Origin of the sequence: Nitrospira sp., from assembly GCA_030653545.1 — a bacterium.
Taxonomy (GTDB): domain Bacteria; phylum Nitrospirota; class Nitrospiria; order Nitrospirales; family Nitrospiraceae; genus Nitrospira_D.
The window spans coordinates 487,031-500,240 of the sequence record JAURZE010000022.1 but is presented as its reverse complement, the minus strand read 5'-3'; the positions used below and the strand labels follow the sequence as shown (position 1 = coordinate 500,240).

10 protein-coding genes are annotated in these 13,210 nt (G+C 57.2%); 7 read left to right on the top strand and 3 right to left on the bottom strand.

Annotation, left to right across the window (positions count from 1 at the left end):
• The first annotated feature begins 303 nt into the window (after positions 1 to 303).
• The 4 genes from Q7U39_09190 to Q7U39_09175 all read left to right on the top strand — a co-directional run bounded on the left by Q7U39_09190 (position 304) and on the right by Q7U39_09175 (position 4,703).
• Positions 304 to 2,712, top strand: a complete 2,409-nt coding sequence (locus Q7U39_09190; GenBank protein MDO9118119.1) for a glycosyltransferase — start codon at positions 304 to 306, stop codon at positions 2,710 to 2,712.
• A gap of 302 nt (positions 2,713 to 3,014) precedes the next feature.
• On the top strand, positions 3,015 to 3,260 hold the full coding sequence (locus tag Q7U39_09185; protein MDO9118118.1) for a DUF2630 family protein: 246 nt from the start codon (positions 3,015 to 3,017) through the stop codon (positions 3,258 to 3,260).
• A gap of 122 nt (positions 3,261 to 3,382) precedes the next feature.
• Complete coding sequence (locus tag Q7U39_09180) at positions 3,383 to 3,985, top strand: hypothetical protein (GenBank protein MDO9118117.1); 603 nt, start codon at positions 3,383 to 3,385, stop codon at positions 3,983 to 3,985.
• A 361-nt stretch (positions 3,986 to 4,346) separates the two neighbouring features.
• Positions 4,347 to 4,703: a hypothetical protein gene (locus Q7U39_09175; protein ID MDO9118116.1), complete on the top strand. Its 357-nt coding sequence runs from the start codon at positions 4,347 to 4,349 to the stop codon at positions 4,701 to 4,703.
• 87 nt (positions 4,704 to 4,790) lie between these two features.
• Here Q7U39_09175 and Q7U39_09170 read toward each other — a convergent pair whose 3' ends face one another.
• The gene (locus Q7U39_09170; GenBank protein MDO9118115.1) at positions 4,791 to 5,249 is read right to left on the bottom strand and encodes a rhodanese-like domain-containing protein; all 459 of its coding nucleotides are present in this window, start codon (positions 5,247 to 5,249) and stop codon (positions 4,791 to 4,793) included.
• Between the two features lie 404 nt (positions 5,250 to 5,653).
• Here Q7U39_09170 and Q7U39_09165 point away from each other — a divergent pair, with 404 nt between their 5' ends.
• Positions 5,654 to 7,924 (top strand): putative Ig domain-containing protein, encoded by a 2,271-nt coding sequence (locus Q7U39_09165; protein MDO9118114.1) that lies wholly within the window; start codon positions 5,654 to 5,656, stop codon positions 7,922 to 7,924.
• A 466-nt stretch (positions 7,925 to 8,390) separates the two neighbouring features.
• Here the strand turns inward: Q7U39_09165 and Q7U39_09160 are convergent, their stop codons facing one another.
• Positions 8,391 to 9,212: a cyclase family protein gene (locus Q7U39_09160; protein MDO9118113.1), complete on the bottom strand. Its 822-nt coding sequence runs from the start codon at positions 9,210 to 9,212 to the stop codon at positions 8,391 to 8,393.
• A gap of 216 nt (positions 9,213 to 9,428) precedes the next feature.
• On the opposite strand from Q7U39_09160, the gene Q7U39_09155 reads away from it, so the two are divergent.
• Both Q7U39_09155 and Q7U39_09150 read left to right on the top strand, forming a co-directional pair.
• Positions 9,429 to 10,676 (top strand): hypothetical protein, encoded by a 1,248-nt coding sequence (locus tag Q7U39_09155; GenBank protein MDO9118112.1) that lies wholly within the window; start codon positions 9,429 to 9,431, stop codon positions 10,674 to 10,676.
• A gap of 147 nt (positions 10,677 to 10,823) precedes the next feature.
• The gene (locus tag Q7U39_09150; protein MDO9118111.1) at positions 10,824 to 12,011 is read left to right on the top strand and encodes a glycosyltransferase family 4 protein; all 1,188 of its coding nucleotides are present in this window, start codon (positions 10,824 to 10,826) and stop codon (positions 12,009 to 12,011) included.
• Between the two features lie 14 nt (positions 12,012 to 12,025).
• Here Q7U39_09150 and Q7U39_09145 read toward each other — a convergent pair whose 3' ends face one another.
• Complete coding sequence (locus tag Q7U39_09145) at positions 12,026 to 13,126, bottom strand: Gfo/Idh/MocA family oxidoreductase (GenBank protein MDO9118110.1); 1,101 nt, start codon at positions 13,124 to 13,126, stop codon at positions 12,026 to 12,028.
• Between the last annotated feature and the right edge of the window lie 84 nt (positions 13,127 to 13,210).

The following is a 13,210-nucleotide window of genomic DNA, read 5'->3' as shown; positions in this document are numbered from 1 at the left end:
CGGCCTGAATCAGCGCACCCATGCGTCGCGAATGGGGTGTTCAGTTTCTCGCGAGGTTCTCATCAGTTATTGCTGATGGCGTGCATCATAAGGCATCGACTGGCACATGGCACGTCCTTGGCCTGGGTGTGAGTCTTGAGGGCAGTCATCGCAATTGTTACATCCTGAGCACTTTTGACCAGATTGCTTTCTCCCAGAGGATAAAATGATCCGGAGAGCCCAGTACTGAAACAGAGATTATTACCCAAGTACTATCGAATGAACCGAACTCCAAGCGATCTAACCTTCTTCGGAGAGCACACGATGATACCGACTGATCACCATCCAGAGCGCAGCGATATATGGAAAACAGACGTCACGGATCCATTGATGGGCCGTAGGGCTCTTTATCAGCAACCACAGGTATCGGTTGTTCTGATTTTCTTGGATGAAGCGCTGTACCTTCAAGAAGCGGTAGATAGCGTTTTGTCCCAGACCTGTGACACGTGGGAGTTACTTCTAGTGGATGACGGTTCCACGGACGGCAGTACCGACATTGCCAAAGTCGCGGCATGGCGGCTGCCACACAAAATCCGCTATCTTGAGCACGAGAGGCATGTCAACCGGGGGATGAGCGCATCACGTAATTTGGGACTCACGCATGCGCAGGGTGAGTATGTGCTGTTTCTAGACGGTGACGATGTCTTAACTCCGGAAGCACTGAGAGAGCAGGTGGCACTGCTGGAGGATCATCCGGAAGTGGGAATGGTCTATGGACCCATGCACCATTGGTTCGGGTGGAATGGAGACTCCGATGAGCAGCGTCGAGATTTCATTCAAAATCTTGATCAGGAACCCAATGTAGAAATTGAGGGCCCAAAGGTTTTGGCGGCTTTTATTCGTAACGAGAGTGCTACTCCCTCTGGCAATTTGTTCCGCACGGCGCTGGTTCGAGCGGTCGGCGGCTTCGAAGACAAATTCAGAGGTATGTATGAGGACCAGGTATTCAGGGTCAAATTCTGTTTACGGTTCCTCGTCTATGCGTCGAGTCGGGTGTGGTACAAGTATCGGAAACACTCGGATTCGAGTTGTGCTCAAGCTGTGAAGCTGAATCAAGCTTACGATGCGAGAGGAAGATTCCTGCAATGGGCAGAAGACTTTTGCCGTCACCATCATGTCCGGGATGCCCGCGTGTGGATCGCGTTGAGAGAAGCCCTGCACCCCTATAGGTATCCCAGGCTCGCCAGGCTTAAGACGCAGATGCTTCGGTATAAAACCCGCGTGGTCTGGCGTATCATTGAGGTCATCAGTCCGGTTGCTCGCCGACTACTTTCCAAAGCGACTCGAGAACGGATTTGGAGCTACCTAAACGGTATGAAGAGCCTTCTCGCTCCATCTGGCGGTGTAAAGCAGAAACAGCCGGTAGCACAGGATCAGATTGCGGTGAAAGTTGAGCGGCTGTCTAAGCAATACACCATTACGGTGAGACCAGAGAGCAGCCAAACGCTATCCGAACGGCTTCATGAATCGTTCAGAAATATCTGGAGAAGTCCTAGGGAGACGAGCCAAGAAGCGATTTGGTCGTTACAGGATGCCTCATTCGAAATTATGCGTGGAGAGGTCGTGGGCGTTATCGGAAGGAACGGGGCAGGGAAAAGCACCCTGTTGAAGATCTTATCGCGTGTCACTGAGCCGACGAGCGGCCGCGTCGAAATATTCGGGAGGGTCGGGACACTGCTCGAAGTCGGTACCGGCTTTCACCCCGAGCTGTCGGGACGTGACAACGTCTACTTGAGCGGCATTATCCTGGGGATGAAAAAGCAAGAAATTGACGCGCGATTTGATGAGATTGTGGCGTTCTCTGGGATTGGAAAGTATCTCGATACGCCGGTCAAACGTTATTCAAGCGGCATGTATGTCAGGCTCGCCTTCGCCGTCGCCGCACATTTAGAGTCTGAAGTACTAATTGTGGATGAGGTGCTCTCGGTTGGTGACGGGGAGTTTCAGAAGAAATGCTTGAGTAAGATACAGGAGATGGGGAAGCAAGGAAGGACTGTGATTGTAGTTTCTCATGACCTTCCCACGGTTACGAGGCTCTGTCATAGAGCGATCCTTTTGGACAAAGGACGCTTGGTTGCCGATGGGCCGACAGGAGAAGTCGTCAGCAAGTACCTGCATGGCGGGATTCATGCGTCCAGTGCAAGGGAGTGGTATGACCGGGCGAGTGCTCCTGGAAATGATGCTGTCAGGATTCGTGCCGTACGCATTCACAATGATCACAGAGCGATTGCCAATGTCATCGACATCAGCAGGCCGTTCAGTGTGGAGTTGGAATACGAGGTGCTTCAACCAGGTCTCATTCTCGCCCCTCATTTCGGACTGTTCAATGAAAAGGGCGATCTGCTGTTCCTGGCGTATGAGGTTAATAGCGCTTGGAGAGATTGTCCTCGAACTATCGGAAAGTATATGAGTCAGGGAACCGTGCCCGGTCACTTGCTCACTGAGGGAACGTATTTTGTCAGCGTGTTTTGCCGAACCTTGCAAACGAGGGAGGTTGATATTGAGGAACACGAGGCTGTGATGTTCCAAGTGGTGGAAAGTAAGCAAGGCAATTCTGCGCGCGGGAACATCGGAGGGCATATACCCGGTTTGATCAGGCCGCTGCTGGAATGGAGCACTCATTTCGAAGAGCTCGCAGAGGCCATTGTTCCTTGCGAGTTGACTAATAAGTAATCATTGAGGAGGATTCATCAGAGGGACAGAGAATCCTCAATCGGATAGACGCTGCCAAGAGTTATTCCCTCGTCAAGGACGCACTGGCGATCGGCCTGCGACTTCTCCAGCCTCCCTTGAATTCCACGTTCGGCGAGCCCTTCGACATTGCCGACCGCACTCTTTCGGACAAGGTGAACGGCACGACTGGTCTGATTTCTCCAGTCATCAAATGGGTCGCCGCGTCAGTTGACCGAAAGTTGGTGGGGGCGTACGATCAAAACATATTCATGCCGACTACGTCCGGGCTGGAGGAGGTTCTCGTGGAGAATCAAATCGAAGATCAGCCGGTCCTCACTCACATTCAGCGCCTGGTCGAAGAAGAGCACCAATTGCACGAGCTTAGAGCGCATCCCAAAGCTGATCGGAAGCGGCTGGCGCAAGTCAGGGTCGAACTGGATCAGTGCTGGGATCTCTTGCGCCAGCGACGAGCACTTCGCGACGTCGGGCTTGATCCGAACGAGGCGGGAATTCGCCCGCCGGAGATCGTCGAGAATTATGAGCAGTAGGGCTCAAGTCCCGCTCGGCGCCGCGCTTCGCTGGTGCGGTTTGTATCGATAGGCTTCCTGTTCCTGGTCTGCCGGCATGATCTCCTCCGTACGTCATCATATCTTTAACCAAGGAGGGTGCGATGAGTAAGCCAATGTTGTTTGCCGGTATGGTTGCCTGTTGTCTCGCCATACCGGCCGTCGTCCTCGCGGCGGATAAAGCGCCGAAGCAGGGGGCCTCCGTGAAGGAAGTCAAAGCCATGTCTGTGCAGGAACAGGCCGCCCTCGCGTTGAGCGCGGCGACGCCGCTCATTTCGAAAGACGCCGGCGTGATGGTGTTCGGTGCGGATGGAAAGCTGACCGAAGCGCGAAAGAGCGCCAACGGTTTCACGTGCATTCCTACGGTCCTGAACCTGCCGGCTCCGGATCCGATGTGCATGGATGCGGCTGCGCAGCAATGGATGACTGATTTGATGAATAACGCCCAGAAGCCGACGAACACAGTTCCGGGAATCGCCTATATGGCCCGCGGCGGTTCGCACTTTGAAAAAAGCGGCCAAGTGGTGATGTCGGCAGATGGAGCGAAAAATGTCTCCGAACCTCCACACTGGATGCTCATGTGGCCGTTTGATGCCGCAGGCACGAAGCTGCCGGTCGCGCCGAACCCGTCAGGAGTCTACATCATGTTTGAGGGCACCCCGTATGCGCATCTCATGGTGTATCAAGACCCCAGAAAAATGAAGTAACCGCCGTGAGCCGTGCGGAGAGTCTCGTCTTTCTGCACGGCGCCCGTTCGGCAGCTGACTGCTCCTGCAAGACAACCCTGATCGGCCGTTCGCTTTCCACCTGTGAAGATGGTCATATCCGCACTGTGCGGGTTGAGCGAAAACACTCATGGAATGAGAAGTCGCGTGGACGTCGGCTCCGCGATGAATGAGAAATAAGCGATTGGCCTGCATCCGGCTGCATTTCTTCGATCTCTCCAATCCTTTGTGAAATTAGGTTTGCTGTTTGCAAAGAGGCGGTCATGGCCGGTTGCTGAAACTATGTGACAGGTGAGGGCATCATGATCTGGTGCGGGTTATGGATTGTGTGGAGGGGGAACGCATGAAGGTGTATGGGATACTGCTGATGGTCGCGATGCTTCTGTCGCCTTCGCTGAGCGACGCCCGCTGCCGGTCTCTGGCTGAGAGTGCCAGCCTCGGGAGTGAGTACGGCACGTTCCCTTTGTACCCGGCCGAACGCGTCGTTGAAGCAGGTCAGGATCGTGGGAGTGTGGCGCTGCAATGGGTCGGGTACGGCATCGGAGTTCCGCTGTTTATCGTGTCGATTCCGGTGGCCATGGCCGGAGCCGGTGTCGGCGCCGCGCTGCATCCCTGGACGACGTGCAAAGAGGCGGAAGGCCGATTGCCGATGCCGGAGGTTCAGCAGACCGCGGTTCAGCGGCCGTCGATTCAGGAATGACTCCACCGAGTGCTGAACCGATAGTCAAATAGACTGTCGTCGCCTCTCGTTCCCTTCCGGAGGTCTCTTCAACGTATCGGCGAAGGCCTACTTCACAAACGGATGGCCGGCCTGTTGCCAGTCCTCGAGGGGCATCACCACCGCAGTTGTGTGTGTGAATCCCAACTCAGCTAGCGACTGGGCGGCTAGTGAGGCGCGGTTGCCGCTTTGGCATTGAAGGATCACATTTCGCCCAAGGTCGGGGTTAGCCGGAAAGCCCACCTGCTTCCAGATTTGGAATTCGAGAACTCCGCGGGGAATGTTGATCGCCCCCGGCACATGCCCGGCGGCAAACTCGTTCGGCTCGCGCACATCCACGATCAGCGCATCACCCGGACTCTCCACGACTTTGCGATACTCCTCCATGCCGATCGTCTTGACCTGCTTCTTCGCCGCGTGAACTTTCTGCATCACCACCGGCGGAACACTCTGCCCGAACGCGTGGGGGGGAACCGCCAGCACCACACCGATCATAATGGCCATTGAGGATGTGAATAACTGCTTCATGGGGATCTGCCTTTTGTGGGAGGTGAGAGGAAGCCGCTACGCTAGCGCCTTCCTATTGATGACCGCAAGAAGTCTACCCCGTTCCATTGAAATGCTCAAGGCGCTGCGGAGTGTGGGGGGAGGCAGATTCGTCGTTCGTGAAACGTGAAACGGATCTGGTAATGGAAGGCTATCGATTAGAAAGACGAGAAGCGAACGACGTTTCACAAGAATGGAGTTGCCACTCGCCGGGAAAGCGGCTCGAACATGGCCATGGTGTAACTATGATAGTGAGCTGTATTGACCAGACCGGACATCTCGCTTGAGACACTATTTGAATAAGTGATCCATGCCACAAGGGGGATTCATTGCAACGTTATCCTTCCCATCGAAGTATTCTGTCGGCCGTGCTCCTTCCGATACTCGTGGCCTTATCCCTGAGCGCCTGCGGAGACGTCAGTACGATTTCTGCTCCTTCTGCCCCTGCAGCATCAGGCCCATTGACGATTCTCACATCTGATCCTCTTCCAGTTGGAACAGTCCAGGCTGACTATAACGTGACGCTGGCGCCTAATGGAGGAACACCACCCTACACCTGGAGCTTGGCCACTGGATCGCCGGCATTGCCTAACGGGCTTACGTTGACTCCATCCACGGGGAAAATTGCAGGGGTACCAACCACCGCCACCGCGACCAGGTTCACCGAGTTCACCTTGCAGGACTCGAAGGGACAGTCGGTCCAAAAGGTCCTCGCGATTACGGTTAATACCGCGCCGACGCCTTTGGCCATACTCACAGGCTTCCTCCCAGCCGGAACCATCAACCAACTGTACGCATTTGCGTTAAGCGGGACCGGCGGGACTACACCTTACACGTGGGGCCTCAAAAATGGCTCTGCCCCTCTGCCCAGTGGTCTCACCCTGGATTCGAGTGGAGTCATCAGCGGAACACCCGTTGTAACCGGTAACGATGCCCATACCGTTACGGTACGAGATGCGACGGGATTGACGGTCGAGAAATCCCTGGCGTTGACCATCAGTTCCGTTCCGCTCTCGATTACGACCACCTCACTCCCGCAAGGGACCGCAAATCAGAGCTATAGCGCCACGTTAGCAGCATCAGGAGGCACGGGGGCCTACACCTGGGGACTCGCCGGCGGATCCCCGGCTCTACCGAATGGATTGACACTGAACCAGTCTACAGGTGTCATCAGCGGCATCCCGACCAACACAAGCAGTCTTTCCTATACATTCACCGTGAGAGATGCCACACCGCCCATACCCCAAACAGCGACCCAGACAATGCAATTGATTGTCGGAGCGGCTCCGCCGGCACTTGCTATTACGACGAACTCCCTGCCGCCAGGCACCGTGGCGCAGTCTTATACAGCTACAGTAGGAGCCTCAGGAGGCACGGGCATAACAACGTGGGATCTCGCCGGCGGCTCATTGCCTGTCGGGCTCAACCTCAGTTCAAGCGGGGTGCTTACCGGGATACCAACGACGGCAGGGACATCTTCACCGACCTTCAGAGTCCGGGATTCCGGGACACCGCAACAGTCAACGCAAAAAACCTTGCCGATCACGATCAACTTACCCGCGGCGCCGAACATCAACACCACGTCGCTTCCCGCGGGAACATTCAACGAGGCCTACAACCAGACTGTTTCGGTCACGGGCGGCATAGGGACTTTGATCTGGGGTGTGACCAGCGGCGCGCTGCCCCCTGGCCTGAACCTCAATGCCTCAAGTGGAACGGTTTCAGGAAGGCCGACCAGCACGGGCCCGTTCACCTTTACCCTGCGGGTCACTGATGCGATTCCGCAATTCGATGAGCAGAATTTGACGATCGCCATCAACTCTCCGGCTCCGCCCTCCATCACCACATCATCGCTCCCGACCGGCACGGTCAACCAGCCATACTCCAATACCCAATTGACGGCCACCGGCGGTGCGCAGCCTTATTCATGGTCAGTGAGTCCGGCGTTGCCGAACGGTCTCTTGCTCAACCCATCGTCAGGCGTCATCAGTGGAACACCGCTCAGTGGAAGTAACGGCAATTCCAACCAGGAATTCACCGTGACTGATTCAACCCTCCCGATTAATCAGCAAGGCAAGAGAACACTGTCGCTCGCTATCCTTGCGAATGTTACGCCTGTGACGATCACGACCGCCTCTCTACCAGGCGGCACGGTCGGCCAATCCTATACTGCTCCATTGCTGATAGCCTCAGGAGGTACCTCTCCCTATAATTGGAGTCTCAATAGCGGCTCGTCGCTGCCGCCAGGCCTTACATTGAGCGCGTCCGGAGCCATCACCGGCACGCCGACCGCCTCAGGCACAACCTCCACGACATTCAAGGTGCTGGACTCCACTGTTCCCAACCAGCAGTCGGCCATCAAATCACTTTCGATCGCGATTAGCGCCTCGCGACAACCATTGAACATCACGACGAAGTCGCTGCCGGACGGCAAGAGAAATCAAGCCTATACTGCGACGCTCACGGCCTCGGGAGGCACGACACCCTATACCTGGTCAGTGACCCCTGCCTTAGCCGCAGGGCTCACACTGTCTCCCGCGACGGGAGTGATCAGTGGTACCCCAACGGCGACAAGTGAAACCGAGCACGATTTTACTGTTCGGGATTCCACCAATCAGACGACCACAAAAGAGCTCGACCTTCGGATCAAAAAGTAGCTGGGAATCCTCCTTCGAATGCACCCGCTAGTTGTCGGGCTTCTCTCGCCTATGAAATGTCAGAATCATGAATGTCCTTGCGGGATCTGGGATCAAATGGCACACGTAGACTATGAGTCACGTGCGAAGAAAACTATGTGGCAGTTTGGGGTGTGGTCTCTGGCTGGCGAGCGTGCTGAGTGCCTGCGGCACCGCGCCTGCCACTATGCCCGCCGCTCCGCCCGCCACCCCAGTGGTGCACAGAAGTAGTCAGGTTGTCGAAGAGTCAAGTGTTGTGCAATCGCTTCAAAAGCAATTGCGCGAGCGGGAGAAGCGGATTGACGAATTACAATCCCAACTGAATATCCTGAAGATGATTGATCAGGACGTTCAAGTGCGGAGAAAGCCTGCCCGTACACCTGCAACGCTGAAGCCGGGCGAGTGAACCTCGCTGGAGCCTTCCCGCGTGGCTTCCTTCGCTCGGACACTACGGAGGAGGATGAATCGCCGCGATTATGCGGAGCGGACCGCCGGTCCCACCGACAATCTTCATCGGCAGGGCAACCACCTCAAATCCCATATTCGGAAGAGCGCGGAGGTCGGCAAGATTTTCGAACACCGGCACGTTTCGGGAGAGGAGCGCGACATGCGCCTCAAAATGGGTGGATTGTCCATAATCGATCGAGGCCGTGTCGATTCCGACGGCCTTGATCTGTCGCTCGCGCACCAGCCACGCAGCGGCTTCAGGATGCACACCAGGGAAATGGAGTGCACGCACACCCTCAGGCCCTCTCAGTTCTGTTCCCAGATAGTCCTGCCTCGACGGCCAAAACCTGGAAAACCCGGTATCGAGTAACAGGATCGTCCGGTCAGGAATGCGCCCGTGCGTCGTTTCCCATCGTTCGAAATCCTGGATCGTGATGCGGTAATCCCGATCCCGGGCGCATTGTTCCGATACATCGATTCGGACACCGGCTCCTGCCAGATTATCAAGCGGAATCTGATCCAGCGTCTGTCCGCCTTTGGCAAAATGAATGGGCGCATCAATGTGCGTCCCGCCATGTTCGGCCATCTCCAGGCGGTTCGACGCGTAATAGTAGCCGCCTGGCGTCTCACCCTCATGCTGGACGACGAGCCGGAAGTCATGTTCCGTCGGCCATACAATCGTGTCTGCTCCGAACGCATGGGTGAGATCGATCAGCCGTGAGTGCTCCAACGTCGGATGATCAAGCCGAGGCTGGCTGACATTGCATCCCGCGCTCACCAGGATCAGTGACAGCACGAGCCCATTCATCAACTGTTTCACCATAGCAGCGTCCCTCAATACTCAGTCTTCTTGCGGTATTCTCATTTATCGAATGTCGGCAAGTCTACGGCAAATCCGGAGATGGATTCATCATGTCTGAGCCGAGGGGGAGTAGTGTGGGGGGAAAGCGAGGAGTACGCCGAATTCTTTCAATGTTTTTCCCCCTCACGTGATGGTACAAGATTGCCTAGTCATGTTTCCCCATCGCTAGAAGCCTCAATGCGAAACTCCGGCCGTACCCGGCAAACGATCTTCATCTTCGTGGTTGGCGCGCTGGTGATGGCGCTGAGTCTGCTCTGTGCTGAGATGGCCATTAGGTATCTTGTAGCCTATGATGCCGATGGAACCTCCCGGCTCTCTATCCTGAATAAGACCCTGTATCTCAAGCCGTTTCGCTCGCCCGTCAATGCGGTAAACGATATGATGGAGAAGTATCGCTCCGGGCGGTCCTACCTGACGTACGACTCCACACTGGGGTGGGTGCAAAGGCCCGGCAGCACCTCTGAGAACGGGTTGTATCACGCGAACCGCGACGGTGTGCGAGCAGGATCGAGCGAGGAGGGGATGCCGGCCAGGAGCAACCGTCTGCGGGTGGTCTTGCTAGGGGATTCCTATACCCATGGCGACGAAGTTCCTTTCGAACAGACTTGGGGCGCGTATCTGGAAAAGAAGTTAACGGAAGCGGGGATCCCAGCCGAGATCGTCAACCTGGGGGCGCCGGGCTATGGTATGGACCAAGCCTATCTGCGCTGGCAGACGTCAGGCGCGGCGTTTCATCCGGACCTCGTCATTTTTGGATTTCAACCTGAGAACGTGAAGCGCAATCTCAACATCTTGAGGATGCTCTACCACAGGCCCTCCCGCATGCCCTTGAGCAAACCGCGCTTCATTCTGGACGATCGCCACCTGGAAGCGATCAACATTCCGACCGTAACGCCGGACGAACTGTCCGACCTCTATGCGCACATTGACAGATGGGAGAATCTCCGCTTCGAGTACTTCTATCGACCGGCCGACTATGAAGAGCATATCTGGATAAAGAGCAAACTGGTGGCTGCCGTCATGGCACTAATCGGCCAGTGGTCGGCGGAGTGGAAAGACCCCGCATTTTATGCGATCGAGAACGAGCCGAGCCAATTGGCCCTCGCAATCTTGAGCGAACTTCAATCTGATGTCGAGCGACAGGGGGCCGCCTTTCTCGTGGCCGCCTTCATCCCGAAATGGAATTTTCAGTATGTGAGTGCCGCACGCCCCTTGCCGTATCAGGATTTGCTGGAAGCCATCAAACAGCGGTACGACACGGTGGAGACCGCGCAACAGCTCTATGCTCAGGTGAAAGAGGGGGATCTCAACGAGTTATTTGTAGGGGAGCATTATTCGGCAAAGGCGAACAAAATAGTGGCAGGAGTGATTGCCGAGGCCATCAAGCAACGTCAATCGACAAAGCTGCCATCCCGCGGGCGCTAAGCGCGCGTCACGCAGTCTCCGTCGATACGATGCGATGAATATGAATTGCGGGCCGCGACGGCAGGGCTGATAAATCATCGATCCCCCGCCATGCGGCGGTCAGAAAATTTCATCAATTCCCGGCTTCAAGTGCGTTATGTATAAGCCATGAAGATTCTGCTAGTCAGCGATTACTCGGTGCCGAGAGGCGGCAACGAGGTAGTCACGCTGTCGCTCCGTGACGGGTTGCGGGCGCGCGGCCATGATGTGCGTCTTTTTGCGAGCCGCGCATATGCGGATGAAGCCGCCGAACCGGCGGAGTACGGCTGTTTTGGAACGGCGACGCCGCTACGGGCGGCGTTGTGGTGCGGCAATCCGTCCGCGTTTCTCGGATTACGCCACGCCCTGGCCGATTTTCAGCCTGATGTCGTGCATGTGCGATTGTTTCTGTCTCAACTGTCGCCGCTGATCCTCCCGTTACTGCGCGAGGTCCCTGCCGTGTATCACGACGGGTGGTATCGAACCGTGTGTCCGATCGGATCGAGAGTGTTGCCGGACGGGAAGGGATGCCATGAGCCGGCCGGCTCGATTTGTTATCGAGCCGGGTGCGTGCCGGCCCTCGCCTGGCCGCTCTTAATGACGCAACTGCATCTCTGGAGGTGTTGGCGTGACGTATTCGATGTCGTCGTCGCCAATAGCCGATCGGTCGCCGAGTGGCTGGAAGTCTCCGGTATCCCCCGTGTTGAGGTGATTCCAAACGGCATCAAGGCCCGTGAGCCGCGCCCTCCGCTCTCGGGCCCGCCGATTATCGCATTTGCCGGTCGATTGGCGTACGAGAAGGGGGTCGATACGCTTTTAGACGCGTACAAACTGGTCATCAAGCAGCGGCCCGACACGCAATTGCTGATTGCCGGAGAAGGGCCCGAAAGCGGTCGGCTGCGGAGGATCGCGGAGCAGCTCGATGCGAAGATCGAGTTTCTCGGCCATCAGCCGCGCGAGATCATCGAACACCGGTTCAATGCCGCCTGGGTGCAGGTCGTGCCCTCGCGCGGGAGCGAGGCCTTCGGAAATGCAGCGGCCGAAGCGATGATGCGGGGCACCGCCCTGGTGGCCAGCGCCACCGGAGGCTTCACTGAGTACGTGCGGCACGAAGAGACGGGGCTCCTGGTTGCGCCCGGCGACCACGCCGCACTCGGACGCCTGTTGCTCAAGGTCCTCGGCGATCGGGAGTATGCCGAATCCCTCGGCCTGGCCGGCCGGCGCTATGCGCTCATGGCCTTCGATCAGGGACAATTTCTCGACCGGTTTATTGCCATCTACGAAGGGCTGACCAAGGCGCGATCCGTTTCTGTGTAAGCCGGTTGGGGCTCTTAGGGCCTCGCAGCCGGTCCGCTGCTCCGTTCCCGGACTGGCGCGATCATATCGGCACAGTCGGCGACGCGAACAGAAGAACCGGAGTCGGCCGCCTGGGTGACCGCAAGGGCGACACGGGTGGCTGCCAGCCCGTCCGCAAATGTGGCGCCGGATCGGGTGCCGTCGTGAATGGCTTGGACGAAGCCCTGCCACTGATTGGCATACGCGTTGGCGTAGTATCCTCCGATGGCGGCTCCCTGTATTGTACGGAGCACTCGATCAGGCGCGGAGAGAACTCTGTTCATGAGTTTATTCATCCCCTTGCATCCGGACGGATCGAAGCGGAGCCCGTCGAGCGCGTATCCGGAAATGCGCAGCCGACCGGCCGATCCATAGATGTCGATCTCCAGGTCGTCCACCGTTCCCTGGCAAAACCCGGCGGTGGCAACGATGCCGTTCCCCAGTCGCGCCGTCACTGCTGCCGTAATGTCATTGGGCTGTTCTGAGCGGCTCACGACCTGGACTTCCTCGACGCGGCTTCCGGTGAGGAATCGCCAGAGGTCATAGTAGTGCACCCCCGACTCGATCAAGACGCCGCCGCCCGCCTCGCGGCGCTGACGCCAGGCCGGCACATTCGCGCGCCGGAGAATTCCGCTGGTAAACACGGTCCGGAGCAGTTCGACTCTGCCGAGACGGCCGGAGGCAATCCGTTTCTGCGCCTCTTGCACGAGCCGATGCCAGCGAAGATGGAAGCCGACCATGGTCGTCACCTGCGCCGATTCGGCTGCCTGGACCAACTGCGCGCACTGTCCGAGCGAGAGGGCCAGCGGCTTTTCCATGAAAAGGTGCTTCTTCGCGTCCAGAGCTGCCAGTCCGATGACGTCGTGCAGGGCCGGCGGGACGCAGACTGCCACGGCATCGACCGATGGATCGCGCAGCAGGGCGCGATAGTCGAGGTATCGGCCGGGGATTGCGTAGCGATCGGCCATTGCGTAAAGGGTTTCCCCGGTAGTTCCGGCGATCGCGGTCACCCGTACTCCGGGGAGACGGGTCAGGACAGGCAGGTGCAGCCGTGATGCGGCCCCGGCATAACCGATGACTCCTATTCCGATAGACATTCGACATCCTTTCAGGATTCGGTTGCGGGTCCTCGCTTCCGTTTCAACCCGCGAAGGGAGATCGCAGGCCGTCGCATGGATGAC